The 22,061-nt window shown below is 63.8% G+C and carries 19 protein-coding genes and 1 pseudogene; 10 read left to right on the forward strand and 10 right to left on the reverse strand.

Annotated features, from left to right (window positions below; translation table 11 throughout):
* Nucleotides 1–173 precede the first annotated feature (173 nt).
* The 7 genes and pseudogenes from CGS25_RS15240 to CGS25_RS15270 form a co-directional block, all read right to left on the reverse strand.
* A complete protein-coding gene (locus CGS25_RS15240) occupies nt 174–755 on the reverse strand; it encodes an LOG family protein (protein ID WP_089031159.1) in 582 nt (193 codons plus the stop codon).
* 249 nt (nt 756–1,004) lie between these two features.
* Nucleotides 1,005–1,625, reverse strand: a complete 621-nt coding sequence (locus CGS25_RS15245) for a DUF2459 domain-containing protein (RefSeq protein WP_089031160.1) — start codon at nt 1,623–1,625, stop codon at nt 1,005–1,007.
* Between the two features lie 22 nt (nt 1,626–1,647).
* Nucleotides 1,648–1,839 carry a hypothetical protein gene (locus CGS25_RS15250; protein WP_089031161.1) on the reverse strand — a complete coding sequence of 64 codons (192 nt, stop codon included), beginning with the start codon at nt 1,837–1,839 and terminating at the stop codon, nt 1,648–1,650.
* Nucleotides 1,839–3,011: a PepSY-associated TM helix domain-containing protein gene (locus CGS25_RS15255; RefSeq protein WP_089031162.1), complete on the reverse strand. Its 1,173-nt coding sequence runs from the start codon at nt 3,009–3,011 to the stop codon at nt 1,839–1,841. Before CGS25_RS15255 ends, CGS25_RS15250 begins: the two co-directional genes overlap by 1 nt.
* 57 nt (nt 3,012–3,068) lie before the next feature.
* Nucleotides 3,069–5,255, reverse strand: a complete 2,187-nt coding sequence (locus CGS25_RS15260; protein WP_101675982.1) for a TonB-dependent receptor — start codon at nt 5,253–5,255, stop codon at nt 3,069–3,071.
* Between the two features lie 185 nt (nt 5,256–5,440).
* Entirely contained in the window at nt 5,441–5,890 is a 450-nt protein-coding gene (locus tag CGS25_RS15265) for a rhodanese-like domain-containing protein (protein WP_101675983.1), read from the reverse strand.
* Nucleotides 5,891–6,084: 194 nt separating this feature from the next.
* Nucleotides 6,085–7,347, reverse strand: a pseudogene (locus tag CGS25_RS15270) (6-phosphofructokinase).
* Nucleotides 7,348–7,506: 159 nt separating this feature from the next.
* On the opposite strand from CGS25_RS15270, the gene CGS25_RS15275 reads away from it, so the two are divergent.
* A complete protein-coding gene (locus tag CGS25_RS15275) occupies nt 7,507–8,028 on the forward strand; it encodes a hypothetical protein (protein ID WP_101675984.1) in 522 nt (173 codons plus the stop codon).
* 153 nt (nt 8,029–8,181) lie between these two features.
* Here the strand turns inward: CGS25_RS15275 and CGS25_RS15280 are convergent, their stop codons facing one another.
* Both CGS25_RS15280 and CGS25_RS15285 read right to left on the reverse strand, forming a co-directional pair.
* Complete coding sequence (locus CGS25_RS15280; protein ID WP_101675985.1) at nt 8,182–9,099, reverse strand: response regulator transcription factor; 918 nt, start codon at nt 9,097–9,099, stop codon at nt 8,182–8,184.
* Entirely contained in the window at nt 9,096–12,467 is a 3,372-nt protein-coding gene (locus CGS25_RS15285) for a hybrid sensor histidine kinase/response regulator (protein ID WP_101675986.1), read from the reverse strand. The genes CGS25_RS15280 and CGS25_RS15285 overlap by 4 nt, the downstream gene beginning before the upstream one ends.
* Nucleotides 12,468–12,784: 317 nt before the next feature.
* On the opposite strand from CGS25_RS15285, the gene urtA reads away from it, so the two are divergent.
* From urtA to CGS25_RS15320, 7 genes are all read left to right on the forward strand, one after another.
* Nucleotides 12,785–14,044 (forward strand): urea ABC transporter substrate-binding protein, encoded by a 1,260-nt coding sequence (gene urtA / locus CGS25_RS15290; protein WP_101675987.1) that lies wholly within the window; start codon nt 12,785–12,787, stop codon nt 14,042–14,044.
* A gap of 66 nt (nt 14,045–14,110) precedes the next feature.
* Complete coding sequence (gene urtB / locus CGS25_RS15295) at nt 14,111–15,037, forward strand: urea ABC transporter permease subunit UrtB (protein WP_101675988.1); 927 nt, start codon at nt 14,111–14,113, stop codon at nt 15,035–15,037.
* 2 nt (nt 15,038–15,039) lie between these two features.
* A complete protein-coding gene (gene urtC, locus CGS25_RS15300; RefSeq protein ID WP_101675989.1) occupies nt 15,040–16,185 on the forward strand; it encodes an urea ABC transporter permease subunit UrtC in 1,146 nt (381 codons plus the stop codon).
* Nucleotides 16,182–16,931, forward strand: coding sequence for an urea ABC transporter ATP-binding protein UrtD (gene urtD, locus CGS25_RS15305; protein WP_101675990.1), 750 nt, complete (start codon nt 16,182–16,184; stop codon nt 16,929–16,931). The genes urtC and urtD overlap by 4 nt, the downstream gene beginning before the upstream one ends.
* 2 nt (nt 16,932–16,933) lie before the next feature.
* Nucleotides 16,934–17,635 (forward strand): urea ABC transporter ATP-binding subunit UrtE, encoded by a 702-nt coding sequence (gene urtE, locus CGS25_RS15310; RefSeq protein ID WP_089031173.1) that lies wholly within the window; start codon nt 16,934–16,936, stop codon nt 17,633–17,635.
* A 37-nt stretch (nt 17,636–17,672) separates the two neighbouring features.
* Nucleotides 17,673–18,902, forward strand: a complete 1,230-nt coding sequence (gene fmdA / locus CGS25_RS15315) for a formamidase (RefSeq protein ID WP_089031174.1) — start codon at nt 17,673–17,675, stop codon at nt 18,900–18,902.
* A 17-nt stretch (nt 18,903–18,919) separates the two neighbouring features.
* Complete coding sequence (locus tag CGS25_RS15320) at nt 18,920–19,252, forward strand: zinc ribbon domain-containing protein (RefSeq protein ID WP_089031175.1); 333 nt, start codon at nt 18,920–18,922, stop codon at nt 19,250–19,252.
* A gap of 156 nt (nt 19,253–19,408) precedes the next feature.
* Here CGS25_RS15320 and CGS25_RS15325 read toward each other — a convergent pair whose 3' ends face one another.
* On the reverse strand, nt 19,409–19,867 hold the full coding sequence (locus CGS25_RS15325) for a MaoC family dehydratase (protein WP_089031176.1): 459 nt from the start codon (nt 19,865–19,867) through the stop codon (nt 19,409–19,411).
* A gap of 146 nt (nt 19,868–20,013) precedes the next feature.
* Here CGS25_RS15325 and mpl point away from each other — a divergent pair, with 146 nt between their 5' ends.
* On the forward strand, nt 20,014–21,399 hold the full coding sequence (mpl, locus tag CGS25_RS15330) for a UDP-N-acetylmuramate:L-alanyl-gamma-D-glutamyl-meso-diaminopimelate ligase (protein WP_089031177.1): 1,386 nt from the start codon (nt 20,014–20,016) through the stop codon (nt 21,397–21,399).
* The gene (locus CGS25_RS15335; protein WP_089031178.1) at nt 21,396–22,010 is read left to right on the forward strand and encodes a flavin prenyltransferase UbiX; all 615 of its coding nucleotides are present in this window, start codon (nt 21,396–21,398) and stop codon (nt 22,008–22,010) included. Before mpl ends, CGS25_RS15335 begins: the two co-directional genes overlap by 4 nt.
* The last annotated feature ends 51 nt before the right edge of the window (nt 22,011–22,061 follow it).

Genomic DNA, 22,061 nt, shown 5'->3' on the forward strand with positions numbered 1-22,061 from the left:
ACTATGCGGCCACTTTAAAATCAGTGTCTACTTAAATGGGGCCAGTCCAGAGGCTCTGCTGCGGCCTGGTGGCCGTGAAAGGGCGGGGTACCGGCCAGCGCGGGCACGGCTTTGCTGCCCGGTCGGCACTTGATCGCGTTTTAACTTTTAACTTTTAACTTTCAACTGACTCTCTACAACTCCCCCTTTTTTACCCATGTTTTCGCCTGCGGTTTCTGATAGTCCGCCATGCGCTCCAGCAATCGCGCTGGTTGCTCTTCCACCAGCAGCATGTCGCGGTGCCAGGGGCGCAGGAATTGCTCGTCGGCGGCGTGGTCGAGAAAGCGGATCAGGCCGTCGTAGTAGCCGGCTACGTTGAGCACCGCGCAGGGTTTGCCGTGCCAACCTAACTGGCCCCAGGTCCAGATTTCGAACAGCTCTTCCAGGGTGCCAACACCACCGGGCATGGCCACGAAGCCATCCGACAGCTCCGCCATTTTTGTCTTCCGTTCGTGCATGGAGCCGGTGATGTGCAAATCGGTGAGTGCCGGATGGGCGATTTCCTTGTCCTGCAACGCCTGCGGGATCACTCCGGTGACCCGGCCACCCTGGGCCAGCACCGCGTCCGCCACCGCGCCCATTACGCCGACGCTGGCACCGCCATACACCAGGCCCAGATCGCGGGCCACCAGTTCACCGGCGAAGGCCCGCGCCGCCTCGACATACTCCTCCCGCCGTCCGGGGCTGGAACCGCAATACACACAGATATCGCGCATGGTTTGATCTCCGCTGGTTGCTCTGCTGAAAGCCGTTAAGGATGTACCGGCTGAGCGGTTGGCGCAAACCCGCGCCGTGACAGGCGGGCACGCCAATCGTCACCAGAACGTTCAGCCGGGGATTCCAGATATCGGATTGGCACTTGGCGAACAACGAAGCGGCTGTGGGAGATTGGAAGGCAGTGCCGCGTCCAGCCAGATGCTGTACGCAGCGATTGATACCGCCTGGTCTTTGGCGCCGATGTCCGTTCATTTGGGGCACGCGCCTGCTTGGCCGTGATCGCGAATCTGCGACATCACGCTTTTCGCGCGCAGGGTCATAAAGGTGCGGATGTCCACGCCGGCATCATGCAGCCGCCGGGCGGTCCAGGTATTGCAGGTGCGCGCGAACCAGAAGGAGCCATGGGCCGGGAAGAAACGGCTGTCGCCGTAGAGGCCGGGGTCGGCGGCCGGTGGCTGGCCGGCGTCATTAAGCTGAAAATCCGCCGCCAGGGCGTGCTGAAATCGCTGCAGGTGCGCGGCGGAAAGACACAACGCCTGCACGTCGCTGTGAGGCAATCGAGCCGGGTGTCGATCCAGCGCGACCACATGCAGTACCGAGTCGGTCGGCCAGAGTAGCGCCTTGGCGAGCAGCCAGAGGTTGTCGGTGCGGCGGTAGAAGTCGTTGTCGCCCCAGCCGATTTCGTACCACCGCGGCGAGTCGAATTGCTGTTCCAGGAACGCCAGCGGCGGCGCCAGGCGGTCGGCGGGCAGCACCAGGCCGGTATGCCAGCGATGGCGCACCACCAGCACGGTGGCCGGGTCGTCGCCGGCACGGGCGGCAGGCGCCAGCAGCAATGCGGCCAGCAGGCAGGCGAGCGGAATTTTCATGGTCGCTCCTAGCGCAGCGTGGTTAACGCTTTCTCTTCATCGCCCAGCCGACAATGACCACCGGCACCGCCAGCCCCGCCCAGGACACCACATCCAGCAGGCCATCGCCAAGCAGGGCACCGAGCAGCCCGACCAGACTGAACAGGCCGATAAAGAGCGGCACGGCGAAAATCCGCCAGGAGGTATTGACGCGCTTTGTGTTCGGTTCGCGCATCAGGACCTCCCGGTGGCCGCCGGGGGCGTGGCGTAGCTGTTCCGGGCGCTGACCGGGCGGCGCACGATCCAGAGATACAGGCCAGTGATCAGCACCACGATGGTGAAGACATCAAGGATCGCCCAGAGAATTTTCAAAGGCAGGCCGCCGTAGTCGCCGAAATGCAACGGGCCGGACAGCGCCAGCGCTTTGTTGTACCAGGGCATTTCACGCATGTCGGCGAATTCGCCGGTGCGCGCGTCGACCAGCGCCGGGGTAATGATGTGCTCGGTGAGCGGCGTGTTGCCGTGCAGGAAGATGGCGTAGTGGTGATCGGTGGACCAGCCGCCGCCCGGGAAGGCGACGAACTGCAGGGTCATGTCCGGGGCGGCCCGTTGCGCCTGGGCGACGGCGTCGTCCAGCGAGGCCATCTGCGCCGGGGTGGGCACGCTGGCGTCCCGGTAGCCGGCGGTAAGATCGGCCAGCGACTGGGTGCGCCAGGCGTCGACGATCGGATTGGCCAGGGTGTTGATCACGCCGGTGACGCCGACCACCGACAACCAGGCCACCGTGACGATGCCGAGCAGGTTGTGGTAATCCAGCCATTTGATGCGGTTGGCGCGCCGCCGGTGTGAGCTGTGGCGCACCGCCTGGCTCGGTTGGCGCAGGGTGCCGAATTTCAGTTTGCGCATGAACGGCGCGTACAGCACCACGCCGGAAACGATGGCGGCCACCAGCAGCAGGCCCATGGCGCCGAGAAACAGCATGCCGGGCAGGCCCAGAAACAGGTCGGTGTGCAGTTGCAGAATAAAGTCCATCACGCCGCCGTCGGCGTGGCCGGGCACCAGCGCGCCGCTGGTGCGGTCGAACGAGGCGAAGTGCATCTGGCCGTCGGTGGCGTCCACGCTGGGCCCGGAGGTGACGTTGACCACCGGACGGTCGATGTCGAAGCTCATGAACAGGGGCACGTCGCCGGGCCGGTTGGCGAGGGCGGCATTGAGCATGGCGTCCAGCGACAGCATCGGGCCGTCCGGATGGGCCGGTTGCCAGTCGCCGCTGTCCAGGGCGTGGTCGATCTCGTCATGGAAGATCAACGGCAGACCGGTCAGGCACAGCATCATTATGAAGGCGGTGCAGATCAGGCTGGTCCATTTGTGAATCGCGGACCACAGACGCAAGGTAGTTTGTTTCATGGGACTGCCTGGGCGCCCCGTAGCCCGGGGCGCTTGGGTTGTCGGTTAAAGACCGCCTTAATAATCCAGCGTGGCCGAGAGCAGGAAGGTGCGCGGCGCGCCGATGGTCAGGTAGCCGGCGCCCGGAAAGCCGCCGGCGGAGGCCCAGTAGTCTTCACCGGTGACGTTCTCCACCCGGCCACGCAGGGTCAGGAAGGTGCTGTCGTTAAGCGCGATCAGGTAACGCGCGCCCAGATCCAGCCGGGTCCAGGCGTCCACTTTCTGCTCGTTGGCGGCGTCGGCGAACTGGGTGCTGGTGTAGATCACCCGGCCGTCCACCGCCAGATCGGGCAGTTGCGGCAGGCGGTATTCCAGGTTCAGGTTGGCCTGGGTGTCCGGCGAGCCGATGGCGTCGTCGCCGTCCACGTCCGCGTCCAGGAAGCTGACGCCGCCGAGCACGGTCAGGTCGCGGGTCAGGTTGCCGTAGGCCATCAGTTCGGCGCCGGTGTTTTCCTGGTGGTCGACGACCTCGAAAACGTCTTCGCTGTTGAGACCGGCGACCGGCTTCCGGCTGCGATAGACGGAAACGCTGCCGCCCACATTGCCGCCATCGTACTTCAAGCCGACTTCGCCTTGCTTGGTTTCGTAGGGCTCCAGAGCCTGGCCGATATTAACGGCGGTTCCGGTGCCTGCTTTAACACCGGCCCGCTCCCCTTTTTGCAGGCCCTCAATGTAACTGGCGTAGAGCGAGACCGCCGGCGTGAGTTTGTACAACACACCCACTGACGGAGTGACAGCGTCGTCGTCATAGCTTGAATCGCCCAATCGTTCCCCGGTCACATAGTCGTAACTGTAATCCTTGAGCGTCTGATAGCGGGCGCCCAGAGTCACCAGCAATGTTTCATCCAGCATAGAGAGTTGATCTGCCACCGCCACGCTTTGGAAGCGGGTTTTGATGGTACGACTGGGATCGCCGAGATCGCCGCCGGCACCACTGCCTGACAGGGGCGGTATTGTCATGGTGGACGGGTTATAGATATTGCCGGTCACTGCGCCAATGGCTGACAGGTCGTAGGCGTTATCGGACTCAAGTTCATAGGTGGAGCCGCTGACCGTGACGGTGTGAGCGATGGCGGCCGTGCGGAAATTAAAGCGCACGCCGGTTTCACCCGTAATCACCGAATCTTCGCGAGCCGTATCGAAACGGTAGCTGCTGTAATTGCCGTCGGCGTCGTTCACCGTGGGGTTGGCGAAGATCGACGATTCCTCGCTGCTGCGCGCGCCAAAGGCGGCCCAGCCGGTAATGTTGTCGGCGAAGTCGTATTCCGCGCGCAGGGTGCCGAACAGGTCGCGCTCGTCCGAGTAGGTCCAGGACTGGCCAATCGATTCGTCGGCGTCCGGCGCATCCAGAATCGGCACGCCAGAGGCGAAGGTAATGCTTGGCTGGCCGCCGTCGATGCGGTGCTTCTGGAAGCCCAGGTCGCCGGACACGCGCAGCGCCTCGCCACGGAAATCCACGCCGATGTGGGCCATGGACAGTTCCGATTCCTCGCCGTCCACGGCGGTGTCGCCGTCGCGGCGGGCGGCGTTCAGGCGGATGCCGAAACGGCCGTCCTCGGAGCGGCTGGCGATGTCGGCGCCCAGGCTGGCCTGGCCACCACTTTGTACCCCTGCCGTGATCCGGTTGATCGGTTCGTTGGGGGCGCGCTTGGGCACCACGTTGACGGCGCCGCCGAGGCCGCTGCCACCGGGGGCGGCGCCTTTCAGGAAGGTGTTGGCGCCGCGGAACACCTGCACCCGCTCGATGAATTCCGAGGCCAGGTATTGGCGCGGCAACAGGCCATAGAGGCCGTTATAGGTAATGTCGTCGGAATAGATCGGCAGGCCGCGCACCAGGTACACCTGCTGGTAGTTGCCAAAGCCGCGGGCGACCCGCACCGCCGGGTCGTTGAGCAGCACTTCGCCAACGCTGGCGGCCTGCTGGTCCTGAATCAGTTGGCCAGTGTAGGTGGTGAAGCTGTAGGGGGTGTCCATCACCGCCTGGTTGCCCAGAATCCCCACCTTGCCGCCTTCCGCCACCTGGCCGCCGGCATAGATCTCGCTCAGGCCTTCCTTGGAGGCGTCGGCGCTGGATTGCACCTGCACCGCGTCCAGGCTGTAGCGCTCGCTTTCGTCGCCGTCGGTCTGAGCCTGGGCGATGGGCACGGCGGCGGCGGCGATAATGGAAAGGCAAAGGGCGGAAAGCCGGAAGGCGGTCGGTCGCATGGTGATCCCCGTGGTGGTCGGTTACGCAGATTTTATGGCGGGGAGTATAAACATAATGAGAATGGTTTGCATTAATTGGCTGGCGACTCACCGTTCGGCCCCTCGCCGGATCGGCCCAGCCCGATCACGGCCGCAAAGGGGGGCAGGGGTGCGCGATGGTGAATCCGCCGGCGTCGCCGGGGCGATCAATCCTCGACCGCGGTGGATGGCGGCGCACCGGTGGTGGCGTCGCGGTCGGCGCTCGGCGCCGGGGTGGCCGGTATCGGGTCGGTGAGCGCGCCGCCGGCGGCCTGCCAGGCCTGGAAACCACCGACCAGAATCATTACCCGCTTGAAACCGGCTTCTTCCAGAGCGTCAGCGGCGCTGCGTGCGTCCCGTTCAGTGTTGCCATACAGCAACATGGGCTCTTTTTTGCGGTCGTAGAGCAGATCCACGTGTTTGCCGATGTGGTCGTAGGGAATCATCACCGCGCTGGGGATGTGACTTTGCAAGTAGGGGCCTTCGCCGCGCACATCAATGATGACCGGTGCCTGATCCGAGTCCAGGCGCTCGGCGAGACCCTTGATGGTCAGCAGATCCGCCGCCTGGGCACTCCCCATCAGCGCTGGCAGCACCATCCAACACAGCTTTTTCACCCGGTTCTCCTTGGCGGACAGACTTGATCCCTACCAAACCGTGTAACCCGGGCCGGCGCAAGATGGCCGGGTACGGTTTTGCAGGAATTTGCGAGTCGCGGGTGGTCGGCGGCGCCGGCCACCCGTGGAGAACAGACAGCGCCGGGGCGGCGGCGTTCCGTGGGCGCCGCCGCCGGGCGGCGCCGTCGGCGGGATCAGAGATCGAAGTTGTCGTTGAGCTTTTTCGCCACCGGCACCAGCTTCAACCGGGCGAACTGGGGCAGGCCGTTCTTGTAGGGTGGGTAGGATTCGCCGGCGATCAGCGGTTCCAGGTAGGCGCGCGCGGACGGGGTGATGCCGACGCCGTCGCGGGTGATGTACGAGCGCGGCTATTTCTTTTCCACGTTGGCCACTTTTTTCAGCGGCGCCTCGCCGATGCTCCAGGCGTATTTCTTGCTCTTCTTGCGCACGATCGCCGGCATCACCGCGTTTTTGCCGGCCACCGCGAACTCCACCGCCGCCCGGCCCACCGCGTAGGCTTGCTCCACGTCGGTGGCGGAGGCGATGTGGCGCGCCGCCCGTTGCAGATAGTCGCTCACCGCCCAGTGGTATTTGTAGCCGAGTTCATCCTTGACCATTTGCGCCAGCACCGGCGCCACGCCGCCCAGCTGCTTGTGGCCGAAGGCGTCGGTGGTGCCGGCGTCGGCCAGGAAGGTGCCGTCGGCGGTGCGCGCGCCTTCGGAGACCACGATCACGCAGTAGCCCACTTTCTTCACGGTGGCTTCGACTTTCTTCAGGAAGGCGGCGCGGTCGAAGGCAATTTCCGGAAACAGAATAATGTGCGGGGCGGCGTCGGGCTGGTCCTTGGCGAGGCCGGCGGCGGCGGCGATCCAGCCAGCGTGGCGGCCCATCACTTCCATCACGAACACCTTGGTGGAGGTGGCGCACATGCTGGCCACGTCCAGGGCCGCTTCGCGGCAGCTCACCGCGGTGTACTTGGCCACCGAGCCAAAGCCGGGGCTGACGTCGGTGATCGGCAGGTCGTTGTCCACGGTCTTGGGCACGTGAATGGCTTGCAGTGGGTAGCCCATGGTTTCCGAGAGCTGGGAGATCTTCAGGCAGGTGTCGGCGGAATCGCCGCCACCGTTATAGAAGAAGTAGCCGATGTCGTGGGCCTTGAACACCTGGATCAGCCGTTCGTATTCACGGCGGGCGCTGTTCAGGTCCTTGAGTTTGTAGCGGCAGGAACCGAAGGCGCCGCCCGGGGTGTGCTTCAATGCCGCGATGGCGCTTTTGCTTTCCTTGCTGGTGTCGATCAGCTCTTCGGTGAGGGCGCCGATGATGCCGTTGCGGCCGGCATAGACCTTGCCGATGGTCTGTTTGTGCTCGCGGGCGGTTTCGATGACCCCGGCGGCGGAGGCGTTGATCACGGCGGTGACACCGCCGGATTGGGCGTAAAACGCGTTCTTGCGCGCCATGCGGACTTCTCCCTGATGAATTCGCGCGCAGTTTAAGGCCTGTTCCCGTTAACTTCCATGACGGCGTTGGCGCGCCGACCCCCGTGGCGGAGAGCCCCTGAGGCCCACGGCAATGGTTTCGCGCCGCCGGCTCTGGAACAATACGCGCCGGGAGGAACCATGAACGCTTTGATCCGTCTTTTTGCCCGAGTCTGCCTGTTTCGCAGCGGCCCGGAAGATATGCCCTTCGCGCCGCCGCTGGTGGCCATTTTGCTGGCGGTATGGCTGCTGGTGCAGTTTATCAACGGCGCCCTGCAGACCGGCCTGAGCGTGGCGCAGATGATCGGCGTGCAGATGCTGTCGATGCTGCTGATGCTCGGCGCCAGCGCCGCGATACTGGGTTTCAAGGGATTGCGGGCGCGCTGGACGCAGACCGCGTTGGCGCTGATCGGCGTGGACATCGCTTTGTCGCTGGTGTCGATCCCGCTGCTGCTGCTGAGCCTGGCCACCGGCCAGCACGTGCCCTTTATCGATGGCCTGTACCTGATGCTGGTGGTCTGGCAACTGGCGGTACAAAGCTTCATATACCACCGCGCCCTGTCGGTCAGCCCCTTGCTCGGCCTGGCCCTGGCGTTCGGGTTGCTGGTGCTTACTTTCATGCTGATCGGGGTTTGGATGCCGGAGGTGTTTGAGGCGGCATGACCAGCGGCTACAAGCTCCAAGCTCCAAGCTGCAAAAAAACGCAATCTGCGGGGGCACGCAGCCGCCCTTGAAGCTTGCAGCTTGAAGCTTGCAGCCCTCTCCACAAAGCACGGCGTCGCCGACGGCACGGCCTCTCCCTGCGCCCTGTTCCCTTCAACCTGTCCCCTGTCCCAAACACCGTAACGCCATGGCGGCGGCGGCGGTGCGGTTTTCGACGCCGAGTTTGCGGAACACCTGTTCCAGGTGTTTGTTGATGGTGCGCGGGCTGAGGTCCAGGATCTGGCCGATTTCCCGGTTGGTTTTGCCTTGCGAGATCCACAGCAGCACCTGGGTTTCCCGTTCGGTGAGGCGCAGTTGCGTGCGCAGCAGGCTGGCTTCGCCGTCGCCGTCTTCCAGCAGCAGGCGAAACAGGTGCTCGCCGGGGTTGTCTTCGCCCAGGTAGCGCAGGCGCAGGGCGCTGGGCGGCAGCTCCACGGCGAGGCGGTCGCCGGGGGCGGGCCGGTGGCGAAGCCAGTGGCGGATGTGCCCGGCCAGGGCGTGCAGGCGGTCGGGACGTTGGCCGTCGTCGCCGGCTACCATCTGCTCCGCCTGCGGGGTGGCCCAGCGCCACTGGCCCTGGGCGTCGGTGGAGAACGCCGCCTGGCCGAGCCGGTCCAGGGCGGTGTGGGCGCTGCGCGTCAGGCGCGCGTTGTTGAGATGCACGCGGATGCGCGCGATCAGTTCGTCCGGCCGCACCGGCTTGGTGACGTAGTCGACGCCGCCGGCTTCGAGGCCGCGGATTACATCCTCCGGGTCACTCAGGCCGGTCATGAAGATTACCGGCACGCCGGCCAGCTCCGGGGTGTCCTTAAGGCGCCGGCAGGTTTCGAAACCATCCAGGTTGGGCATCACCGCGTCCATCAGGATCAGATCGGGCACCATCTTTTCGGCGATGCCGAGCGCCTGTTCGCCTTCCAGGGCGAGCAGGGCGGTGAGGCCGGCCTGGCCCAGGGCGTGGTGGATCATGCCCAGGGAATCGGCGCAATCGTCGACCACCAGGATCAGGTCCTTGCGTTGCGCGGGGCCGCTCATGGCGGAGTCTCCAGTAGCGTCACCAGGGCCTGAAAGTCGAACCGTTCGAGGCCCTGCCTAAGCGCTTTGGACAGCGAGGCCGGCAAGCGGCGGTCCCGTTCGGCGCGGGCCAGGGCCGCGCGGAGCCCGTCGAAATGGCCGATTTCCGCCAATGCCAGCAGTTCGTCGCGCAGGCTGTCATCCAGATTCAGGCTGGCCACCGCCAGCCGCTCGGGCCTGGCCTTTTGCGTGCCGCTGGCCGGCACCGGAGAGTGATAGCGCCAGCTCAGGTTCAGGTGCCGGGCGAGGGTGTCCAGCAGAGTGCCGACTTTGAACGGCTTGATCAGGTAGTCGTCGTGCAGGTCCTGGGGAGCGTCGCTCTGGCTCTCGCGGGCGTTGGCGGAGAGCATCACCAGCGGCCCGGGGTAGCCCTGTTCGCGCAGCGCCCGGGCGGTTTGCCAGCCATCCAGGGCGGGCATGGCGATGTCGAGCAGCACCAGGTCGGGGGCCGGGTCGTGGCCCGCGCACAGGCGCAGGCCAGTGGCGCCGTCGGGGGCTTCGCTGACGCGAAAGCCGAGCGGCGTGAGCAGGTCGCTGATCAGGCCGCGATGGGCGGGGTCGTCGTCCACCACCAGCAGATGGCGCCGGCGGCCCCGATAGCCGCTTACCGGCCGCTGGCTGTCGCCGCGCGGCGCCGCGCGGCTGACGCTGGCCAGCATCATCGACAGGCGGAATTCACTGCCGGCGCCGGGTTCACTGGTGACACGAATGTCGCCGCCCATGATGTCGGTGAGCAGCTTGGTGATGGTCAGCCCCAGGCCGGTGCCGTGCACCGCCGGCACACCGGGTTTGCGCACCCGCTCGAAGGGCCGGAAGATGCGGCTCAGGTCTTCTTCGGCGATGCCCACGCCGGTGTCGCGAATGGCGAATTCGGCGACCTGATTGCGATAGCGCACGCGCAGGGTCACGCGGCCACGGCGGGTGAATTTGATCGCGTTGGAGAGCAGATTGATAAGAATCTGGCGCAGCCGCTTTTCGTCGGTGGTGACCCACTCGGGCAGCGGACCGAGGCTGTGGAAGGCGAAATCAATGCCGCGCTCCTCCGCCTGCAGGCGGAACATCGCCACCAGCTCATCGATCAGCGAGCGTATTCTCACCTGATTGCGATACAGCTCCAGGCGGCCGGCTTCGATCTTGGAAATTTCCAGCAGCCCTTCGATCAGATCGGAAAGATGCTCGGTGCTGCGGCGGATGGCGCTGATCGCGCCGCGCCGGTGCTCGGGAATCGCTGTGTCCCGTTCCAGCAACTGGGCGTAGCCGAACGCGGCGTTGAGCGGCGAGCGCAGCTCATGGCTGAGCCCGGTCAGATAGCGGCTCTTGGCCTGGTTGGCGGCTTCCGCCAGTTCCTTGGCTTTTTGCAGTTCGCGGTCGGTTTTTTCGTGGGCTTTGATCTCTTCGATCAGCATGCGCGTTTGCCGGTGGCTCTCTTCCTGGGCCACCACGCGGCTCTCGTGGGCGAGCACGAACAGCCACGCTACCACGCCGCTGATGATCACCAGAATCGCGAACACCTTGCCCAGGGTGGCGGCCATCAGTTGGCGCATGGCCGGATCACCGTCGGGCAGTTGGTGATAGACCAGGGTGAGCAGGGCGGCCATCACCAGCACCACCAGGGTCAGCAACCCGACAAAGTGGCCCAGCCGCGAGCGCAGGTGCACCACCACCACCCGGGGCAGCACGCCGCCGAGCCAGTCGATCAACTGCTCCTGGAAGCGCGCATGATGCTTGCAGGCATCGTTGCAGCGCGCGTCCAGTGAGCAGCACAACGAGCAGATCGGGCCGTTGTAGGCCGGGCAGAAAGCCATGTCTTCCACGTCGAAGCGGTGCTCACAGATGCAGCAGGGGCGGTTCGCGAGGGCCTCATTGGATTCCGGCTGGCGGGCAATGTAATAGCGCCCACGGGTGGCGATGGCGAGCAGGGGCGCGGCCACGAAGGCGCTGGCCAGCGCCACGAACGAGGCCAGCGCGTGCACCTGGTCGCCCCACAATCCAGCGCGCGCCGCCAGGCCCACGCCGGTGGCGATCAGCATGGCGCCGAAGCCCACCGGGTTGAGATCGTACAGATAGGCGCGTTTGAACTCGATGTGCCGGGGGCTCAGGCCGAGCGGCTTGTTAATCACCAGATCGGCGACCAGCGCGCCGATCCAGGCCACCGCCACCACCGCGTAGCTGCCCAGGATCGATTCGAACGCGCGATAGATGCCAATCTCCATCAGCACCAGGGCGATCACCACGTTGAACACCAGCCACACCACCCGGCCGGGATGGCTGTGGGTGAGCCGGGAAAAGAAATTGGACCAGGCGATGGAGCCGGCGTAGGCGTTGGTGACGTTGATCTTCAGCTGGGAAAGCACCACGAACACCCCGGCCAGGGCGAGCAGGGTGGCGGGGTGGCCGGTGACGTGGCTGAACGCCACCAGATACATGTGCATGGGCTCCTGGGCTTTCTCATGGGGCAGCCCATGGTTGAACGCCAGCACGGCAAGGAACGAGCCCGCCATAATCTTGGCTCCACCGACCAGAATCCAACCCGGCCCACCGGCCAGCAGCGCGCCCCACCAGCGCCAGCGTCGCCCCGGCTCCGGTTCCGGCAGAAAGCGCAGGAAATCCACCTGCTCGCCGATCTGAGCCACCAGCGAGAACAGCACCGTGGCGGCGGCGCCGAACAGCAGCAGATTAAAGCCGCCGCCATTGCCGGCCAGGCCGTCGAAGGCGCGCCAGCGCTGCAGGGATTGCGGGTCCTGCATGAGGATGAAGACAAACGGGGTCAGTTGCAGCAGCACCCACAGCGGCTGGGTCCAGAGCTGAAAGCGGCTGATGTAGGTGATGCCGTGGGTGACCAGCGGGATCACCATCAGCGAACTGATCAGATAGCCGAAGGTGGGCGGGATGCCGAACAGGATCTCCAGGGCCATGGCCATGATGGCCGCTTCCAGGGCAAAGAAGATAAACGTGAAAGAGGCGTAGATCAGCGAGGTCAGGGTCGAGCCGAGGTAACCGAAGCCGGCGCCACGGGTGAGCAGATCAATGTCCACGCCGTAGCGGGCGGCGTAATAGCTGACCGGCAGGCCGAGCAGGAAGATCACCATCACCACCGCGGCGATCGCGCCCACCGCGTTGGTGAAGCCGTAGTTAAGGGTAATGGCGCCGCCGATGGCCTCCAGCGCCAGAAACGAAATCGCCCCCAGGGCGGTGTTGGCGACCCGCCCCGGCGACCAGCGGCGCGCCGCCTTGGCGGTGAAACGCAGGGCGAAATCTTCCAGGGTCTGGTTGGCGACCCATTGGTTGTAGTTACGCCGAACGCGAAAAATCCGCTGCTGTATGGCCATTCATCCCCATCCGCTGGCCGCGTCGACATGAGCCGGCTGTTTTTAGAAGAAGCACGAACCGTGCCGTGATGACTGCCTGGCAGGATCACGCCGGACGCCGGACGCCGGACGCCGGACGCCAAAATCAAAACCATCGGCGGCGAGGCCGGCTCTGGAAAAGCATCCGCCGCCTTATTCCCGCGCCCGAGGGTAGGGCCGTGCCGATGGTGGGGCCATGCGTCAAATGACGTAGGCGCCTGCCCCGTTCACCCCATGGGCGGTGGTCGCCGGGCTTCCCATACTCGCCATCGAGACATTTCGCTGACGAGGGGACGACCATGAAAACCCGAACCACACTTTTTTTTTCCCGGCCGCGCCGCCGGCTGCTGGCGGGGCTGATCGCCCTGCCGGCGGTGTTGGCGCTGTCGACGCCGCTGATGGCGGCCAAGCCGGCCACGTCGGAGGTCAACAGCACCGGCCTGGCGGTCACCGACGACACCGTCAAGGTGGGCATTCTGCATTCCATTACCGGCACCATGGCGATCAGTGAGACCGGTTCGGTGCAGGCGGAGAAGCTCGCCATTGAGCAGATCAACGCCCAGGGCGGGGTGCTGGGGCGCAAGATCGAGTTCATCCAGGAAGACGGCGCCAGCGACTGGCCCACCTTCGCGGAAAAATCCCGCAAACTTCTGGTCAACGACAAGGCCGCGGCGGTGTTCGGCTGCTGGACGTCGGCGTCGCGCAAGGCGGTGCTGCCGGTGTTCGAGCAATACAACGGCATGCTTTATTACCCCACCTTCTACGAGGGCCTGGAGCAATCTCCGAACGTGATCTACACCGGCCAGGAAGCGACCCAGCAGATTCTTGCCGGCATCGATTGGGTGGTGCGCGAGAAGGGCGCCAAGAGCTTCTATCTGCTCGGCTCGGATTACATCTGGCCACGCACCTCCAACAAGATCGCCCGCAAGCACATCGAGAAGAAAGGGCTGAAAGTGGTGGGCGAGGAGTACTACCCGCTCGGCCACACCCAGTTCAACTCGGTGATCAACAAAATCAAGCTGAAAAAACCGGACGTGATCTACGCCATCGTGGTGGGCGGTTCCAACGTGGCCTTCTACAAGCAGCTCAAGGCGGCGGGCATTGATCTGACCGAAGAAAAGCCACTGCTGTTGACCATCTCCGTCACCGAGGACGAAATTCTCGGCATCGGCGGCGGGAACGTGCAGGGCGCCTATGCCTCGATGAAATATTTTCAGAGCCTGGACAACGCCAACAACGACGCCTTCGTGAAAGCGTTCAAGGAACGCTGGGGTGACGACATCGTGATCGGCGATGTCACCCAGGCGGCCTATCTGGGTCCGTGGTTGTGGAAAGCGGCGGTGGAAAAAGCCGGCTCCTTTGATATCGATAAGGTGCGTGCCGCCTCACCGGGCATTGAGCTGACCACCGCGCCGGAAGGCTATGTGCGGATTCACGAAAACCACCACCTGTGGTCCAAAACGCGCATCGGTCACGCCAAGGCGAACGGCCAGTACGAAGTGGTCTACGAGACCAAGGAGCTGATGGAACCGAACCCGTTCCCGGAAGGCTATAAGTAATCCTTCGGCCCGGCGCGGCGGGAGCCGCGCCGGTTTTTTTGGGTGCCACCGCTCGGGAGCGCTGCCATGTTCGCTGATTATTCCATGTCGGAGTTGATGTCGATCTTCGCCATGCAAGGCTTCGCCGGTTTGTCCCTGTTTTCCATTTTCGTGCTGATGGCCCTGGGGCTGGCGATCATCTTCGGCCAGATGGGCGTGATCAACATGGCGCACGGGGAGTTCATGATTCTCGGCGCCTACACCACCTGGCTCACCGCGCAATTGTTCCAAGCCTATATGCCGGCTTTGTTCGCCGGCTACTTCTTCGTCGCCATGGTGCTGGCGTTTCTGGTCAGCGGCGCCCTGGGCATGTTGGTGGAATGGCTGATGATCCGCCATCTGTACCATCGGCCGCTGGACACGCTGCTCGCCACCTGGGGGCTGAGCCTGATTCTGCAACAAAGCTTTCGCTCGATCTTCGGCGCCCGCGAGGTGGGCGTGGAACTGCCCTCGTGGATGCTGGGCTCGGTGGCGCTCACCGACCTGGTGGAAATTCCCATCAATGGTCTGTTCGTGATGGTGCTTTCGTTGCTGATCGCACTGGCGGTGTACCTGCTGATGTTTCGTTCCGGCTGGGGTCGCCAGGTGCGCGCGGTGGTGCAGAACCGGCCGATGGCCGAAGCGGTGGGCATCGACACCAGCGCCATGGATCGCACCACCTTCGGGCTCGGGTGTGGTATCGCCGGCGTTGCCGGCAGCGCCTTCACCATGATCGGCTCCACCGGCCCCACCTCCGGGCAGTTGTACATCGTCGACACTTTTCTGGTGGTGGTGTTCGGCGGTGCGCAAAGCCTGCTGGGGACCATCGCCTCCGCGTTCACCATTTCCCAGGCGCAGTCCACCATGGAGTTTTTCCTCAGTGGTTCCATGGCCAAGGTTCTGACGCTGTTGGTGGTGGTGGGCATTCTGATGCTGCGCCCGCAGGGGCTGTTCGCCCTGAAGATCAGGAGGTAGCCATGAAAAAGCCATCCGTGATCGGTCTGCTTGCCTCCCGTGAAGCGTTTTATTACCTGCTGCTGGCGCTATTGCTGGCGGTGGTGTTTCCGCTGGTGTTCGATGCCTTCCGTCTGAATCTGGTGGGCAAATACCTGACCTACGCGTTCGTCGCCATTGGCTTGGTGCTGTGTTGGGGGTACGGCGGCATTCTCAGCCTCGGCCAGGGTGTGTTCTTTGGCCTGGGCGGTTACTGCATGGCCATGTTTCTGAAACTGGAATCCTCCAGCCCGGAGGCCACCAGCAACCAGTCCACACCGGGTATTCCGGATTTCATGGACTGGAACCAGGTCACCGAGCTGCCGTGGTTCTGGCAGCCGTTTCACAGCTTCTCTTTTACCGTGATCGCGGTGCTGGCGGTGCCGGCGATTCTGGCGTTCGTGATCGGCGTGGCCATGTTCAAGCGCCGCGTCGGTGGCGTCTATTTCGCCATCATCACCCAGGCGATCGCCGCCATTGTCACCATCTTGATCATCGGCCAGCAGGGCTTCACCGGTGGCGCTAACGGCATCACCGACCTGCGCACTCTGATGGGCTGGGACATTCGCAGCAATGAAGCCAAGTTGGTGCTTTATTACCTGTGCGTGGCGCTGCTGTTCGTGTGTCTGTTGTTCGCCCGCCGCATCCTTGGCAGCAAGCTGGGGCGCATTCTGGTGGCGATGCGCGACAAGGAAGACCGGGTGCGCTTTTCCGGTTACGACGTGGCGTCATTCAAGGTGTTCGTGTTTTGCATCGCGGCAATGTTCGCCGGCATCGGTGGCGCCCTGTTCACCTTGCAGGTGGGGTTTATGTCGCCGTCGTTCGTAGGCATCGTGCCGTCCATCGAAATGGTGATTTTCTGCGCCGTGGGTGGGCGGCTGTCATTGCTCGGCGCGGTGTATGGCGCGTTGCTGGTGAACGCCGCCAAGACCAGCTTTTCCGAATCGTTTCCGGAGCTGTGGCTGTACGCCATGGGCGCGCTGTTTATCGGCGTGGTGCTGGCGTTTCCCAATGGCCTGGCCGGTCTGTACCGGCGGTATCTGATGCCCTGGGAGCGGCACTTGCGCCGGCGCCCGGCGCAACGGAGCGGCGTCGAAGGGGAACAGGTCGTTAAGGAGGAAACCGCATGAGCCCGGTCAACGACGATTTTATTCTCGCCGTGGAGGGGCTGACGGTGTCCTTCGATGGCTTCAAAGCGGTCAATGATCTGTCGTTCTATCTCGACCCCCAGGAGATCCGCGTGATCATCGGCCCCAACGGTGCCGGCAAGACCACGGTGCTGGATCTGATCTGCGGAAAGACGCGCGCCACCAACGGCTCGATCCGCTTTCGCGGCCGTGAGCTGACGCGCATGAAGGAACATCAGATCGTGCGCGCGGGGGTCGGGCGCAAGTTCCAGAATCCGTCCATCTACGAAGACCTGACCGTCTTTGAAAACCTGGAAATTTCCTATCCGAGCGGGCGCTCGGTGATGGGCGCGCTGTCGTTTCGCCGCGATGCCCGGGTACGCGATGCGGTGGAGGAGGTGGCGCACACCATTTTTCTCGCCGACCAGCTCGAACAGCGCGCGGAATTGCTCAGCCATGGCCAGAAGCAATGGCTGGAGATCGGCATGCTGCTGATTCAAAAGCCGGATCTGCTGATGCTGGATGAGCCGGTGGCCGGCATGTCGGTGTCCGAACGCAAGAAGACCGCCGAACTGCTGCGCGTGATCACCCGCAACCATTCAGTGCTGGTGATCGAACACGACATGCAGTTCGTCGAGGACATCGCCGACCGGGTCACCGTGATGCACCAGGGCAAGGTGCTTTCGGAAGGGTCGTTGGAGCGAGTCAAATCCGACCCGCGCGTGATTGAAGTCTACCTGGGGCACTGACCATGTTAAGCGTTTCCGACTACAGCGTGGCCTACGGCCAGAGCGAAGTGATCCGGCGCCTGAACCTGGCGGTCAAGGACAACGAGATCGTGGCGGTGGTGGGCCGCAACGGCATGGGCAAAACCACCTTGATGAAATCCCTGGTGGGCATGCTGCCGGTGCGCCACGGGCGCATTGAGCTGAACGGCCAGGACCTGACCGCATTGAAGAGCCACCAGCGGGTGCGCGCCGGCCTCGGTTTCGTGCCCCAGGGGCGGATGGTGTTTCCCACTCTGACGGTGAAGGAAAACATCGAAACCGGTTTACCGGCGGCGGGCAAGGGTGCCGCTGGCCGTGGCGTTTCCGAAGACCTCTATGAGCTGTTTCCAGTGCTCAAGGAAATGCAGGGCCGGCGGGGCGGCAACCTCTCCGGTGGCCAGCAACAGCAGCTCGCCATCGCCCGCGCGCTGGCCACCGGCCCCAGCGTGCTGTTGCTCGATGAGCCCACCGAGGGCATCCAGCCTTCGATCATCCAGGAGATCGCCCGCACTCTGAAGCGCATCCGCGATGAGCGCGGTTTGTCCATCGTGGTCTCCGAGCAGGTGCTGAGTTTCGTACTGGAAATCGCCGATCGGGTGCTGGTGATCGAAAAAGGCGAACTGGTGCATGAGCAGGAGCGCGGCGCCTTTGACGAACAGCGCATCGCCTCGTACCTGTCGGTCTGATCGCAGAGATTTCATTGTTTAACGTGAGGAGAAAAGCATGGCTGACACCATCATCAAAATCGACCTGAAGCAATCCCCCTACGACAACGAAGGCGTGCACAACCGCTGGCACCCGGACATCCCCATGGCCGCCATGGTCAAGCCGGGGGACGACTTTATTCTTGAGTGCCACGACTGGACCGGCGGTCAGATTCATAACGACGACAACGCAGAGGACGTGCGCGACGTGGACTTGACCCAGGTGCACTTTCTCACCGGCCCGGTGGGGGTGGAAGGCGCCGAGCCCGGCGATCTGCTGGTGGTGGACATTCTCGACATCGGCGCGTTCGACGACAGCCAGTGGGGGTTCAACGGCTTTTTCTCTAAACAGAACGGCGGTGGCTTCCTCACCGAGCATTTCCCCGAAGCGCAGAAATCAATCTGGGATTTCAACGGCATGTTCACTCAATCCCGGCACATTCCCGGTGTCGAGTTCGCCGGCATGATCCACCCGGGGTTGATCGGCTGCCTGCCCTCCAAAAAAATGCTCGATGAATGGAACAGCCGGGAAAAAGAGCTGTACGACACCGAGCCGGACCGGGTGCCGGGGCTGGTCAATCTGCCCTACGCCGACACCGCCCACATGGGCAAGCTCAGCGGCGAAGCGAAGGCCACCGCCGCCGCCGAAGGCGCACGCACGGTGCCGCCGCGCGAACACGGCGGCAACTGCGACATCAAGGATCTTTCGCGGGGCTCGCAGGTGTATTTCCCGGTGTACGTGAAAGACGCGGGCCTGTCGGTGGGCGATTTGCACTTCAGCCAGGGCGACGGCGAGATCACATTTTGTGGCGCCATCGAAATGGCCGGCTGGATTCATTTGCGCGTCAGCCTGATAAAGGATGGCATGGCCAAGTACGCGATCAAGAATCCGATTTTCAAACCCAGCAAGATGGCGCCCAAGTACGACGACTACCTGATTTTTGAAGGTATCTCGGTGGACGAGCAGGGCAAGCAGCATTACCTGGACGTGCACGTGGCCTACCGCCAGGCCTGCCTGAACGCCATCGAATACCTGAAAAAATTTGGTTACACCGGTGCTCAGGCCTACTCACTGCTGGGCTGCGCTCCGGTGCAGGGGCACATCAGCGGCGTGGTGGATGTGCCCAACGCGTGCGCCACCCTGTGGTTACCCACCGACATCTTCGAGTTCGACGTTAAACCCAACGCCGACGGTCCGGTGAAGGCGGTGAAAGGCGGCACTGACCTGCCTCTGGCCAAGGACAAATAGCGAACAAGGGGACCACGATGCCACTGTACGACTATAAATGCGCCGATCATGGCCTGTTTCACGAATTGGTCCCGGTCAGTGCCTCCGGCGAATGCTGCCCGTGTCCGCATTGCGGGGTGCTGTCCGCCAGGGTGATTCTGGTGGCCCCGGCGTTGCTCGACATGGCCCCGGAAAAACGTCAGGCCATGGCCCGCAACGAACACGCCGCCCACGAACCCCGCCACGGCAACCACGCCACCGAAAAAGACCGTGGCTGCTGCCACCACGCCCGTGACAAGCCCAAGGTGTTCTACACCGCCGAAGGCCACAAAATGTTCCCCACCGCCCGGCCTTGGATGATTAGTCATTGAAAGAAGTTGAAAGTTGAAAGTTGAAAGTTGAAAGTTGAAAGTTGAAAAAACGGGGCCCGGCTTGGGCTCCCGCGTTAAGTTCGCGCGCGCTCGGCTTAGCCGTTTATCCGGCAGGAGTCGCGCGCTTTTAACTTTTAACCTTCAACTTTCTCTTTTCTAAAACAAAACCAACCCAAGACTTTCGGCGATGCAGGCGGGTTTTTCGCTGCCTTCCAGTTCAATGGTGACTTCGTTGCAAATCAGGAAGCGGTTTTCGCCACGGGGGGTGACGGATTTCATTACGAAGCGGCCGCGCACTTTCGCGCCGGCGGGCACCGGGGCCAGGAAGCGGGCGCTGTTGAGGCCGTAGTTGATGCCAGCGGTGGCGCCTTCGATGCTGTAGATTTTGTCCTTGAGCATGGGAATCAGAGACAGGGTCAGGTAGCCGTGGGCGATCGGGCCGCCCATCGGCGACTCACGGTTGGCGCGCTCCACATCCACGTGAATCCACTGATGGTCACCGGTGGCGTCGGCGAACAGGTTGATGCGGTCCTGGTCAATCCCGATCCACTCGCTGACGCCCAGTTCCTTGCCTTCCCAGCTTTTCAGTTCTTCACTGCCGTTGATAACCAGCATGGTCTCTCCTCGCACGATTCAAAAAGGAGATAGCTTCAAGCTTCAGGCCGCAAGCTTCAAGATGAAAATCCCTAAGCCCTCCGCTTGTGGCTTGTGGCTTGAAGCCGATGTTGTATCCTGAATCCGGATTTTGACCGAGGTCTTTCATGCATATCCACATTCTTGGCGTTTGCGGCACCTTCATGGGTTCGCTGGCGCAGTTGGCGCGGGCTCTGGGGCATCGGGTCACCGGCTCCGATGAAAACGTGTATCCGCCGATGAGCGATCAACTGGCGGCGGCGGGCATCGAATTGATTCAGGGCTACGACGCGGCGCAGTTGCAGCCGGCGCCGGATCTGGTGGTGATTGGCAACGCGCTGAGCCGGGGCAACGCGGCGGTGGAAGCGGTGCTGGATCGCGGCCTGCCGTACACCTCCGGTGCGCAAATGCTGGCCGAGGTGGTGCTGCCCGGGCGCTGGGTGCTGGCGGTGGCCGGTACCCACGGCAAGACCACCACCAGTGCCATGGTGGCCTGGATTCTTGAACACGCGGGGCTGGCGCCGGGCTACCTGATCGGTGGCGTGCCCGGCAATTTCGGCGTCTCCGCCCGGCTGGGCGAGACGCCGTTTTTCGTGGTCGAAGCGGACGAGTACGACACCGCCTTTTTCGACAAGCGCAGCAAGTTCGTGCACTACCGGCCACGGACCGCGATTCTGAATAATCTGGAGTTTGATCACGCGGATATCTTCGCCGATCTGGCCGCCATTCAGCGCCAGTTTCACCATCTGGTGCGTACTGTTCCCTCCCAGGGACGGATTATTCTGCCGGCCGGCGACGAGGCGCTGGAGCAGGTGCTGGAGCAGGGCTGCTGGAGTGAGTCGGAGCGTTTTGCCGAGCAAGGCGATCCGGGCTACCGGCTGCTCAGTGACGACGGTTCCTCGTTTCTGGTGCTGGACAACGGCGCCGAAGCGGGCCGGGTGGACTGGTCGCTGACCGGTCGGCACAACGTCAGCAATGGCATGGCGGCGCTGCTGGCCGCCCGCCATGTGGGGGTCACGCTGGCCGCCGGCGCCGCCGCGCTCAGCGCCTTCGCCGGTGTTAAGCGGCGCATGGAGTTGCGTGGCGAGATCGCCGGCGTGCGCGTCTACGACGACTTCGCCCATCACCCCACCGCCATCGCCACCACTCTGGAAGGGCTGCGTCGCAAAGTCGGCGATGAGCGGATCGTGGCGATCATTGAGCCGCGCTCCAACACCATGCGCCTGGGTCGCCACCAGGATCAGCTCGCCGCCAGCACCGGCCAGGCGGACCAGGTGATCTGGTACCAACCGCCCGGCTTGGATTGGTCGCTCGACAAGGTGGTGAGCGCGTCGACGGCGCCGGCGCGGGTGGCGCACGATCTGGAGGCGCTGATCGAACAGGTGGCGGGCGCTGAACAGGGGCCCTGCCACATCGTGGTGATGAGCAACGGCGGCTTTGGCGGCATTCATGGCAAGCTGGTCGCTGCCTTGCAGCGGCGGCACGCGTCCTCTCCCGGGGAGGTGACGCCATGAGCCCCAGCAGGCGAGTGACCCTGGCGTTCACCGGCGCCTCCGGGGCGCCCTATGGGCTGCGCTTGCTGCAGTGTCTGCTGGCCGCGGACTGCGAGGTGTTCGTGATCCTCTCCAAGGCGGCGCGGGTGGTGATCGGCATGGAGACCGACCTGAGCCTGCCGGCCGGCACCGGCAAGGCGGAGCAGGCGTTGCGCGCGCACAGCGGCACCGACAAGGGGCGGTTGGTGGTGTGTGGCCTGGAGCAGTGGACCGCGCCGGTGGCCTCCGGCTCCGGCGCGCCGGCCTCGATGGTGATTTGCCCGTGCTCCACCGGCACCCTGTCGGCGATCGCCTGCGGCGCCAGCGACAATCTGATCGAGCGGGCCGCCGACGTGGCCCTTAAGGAGCGCCGGCAATTGATTCTGGTGCCCCGGGAAAGCCCGTTCTCGGCGATTCATCTGGAGAACATGCTGAAGCTGGCGCGCCTGGGCGTCACCATCCTGCCCGCCGCCCCGGGCTTTTATCACCGCCCTGAAAGCGTCGAAGACCTGGTGGATTTCGTGGTCGCGCGCATCCTCGACCAGCTCGGCATCGAGCAAGCGCTGGTCAAGCGGTGGGGGGAAGGGGAGTAGGTTTTCAGTTTTCAGTGTTCAGTTTTCAGCAAGGCCGGGGATTATCTGAAC

This window comes from Alloalcanivorax mobilis (genome assembly GCF_002864685.1).
GTDB lineage: Bacteria > Pseudomonadota > Gammaproteobacteria > Pseudomonadales > Alcanivoracaceae > Alloalcanivorax > Alloalcanivorax mobilis.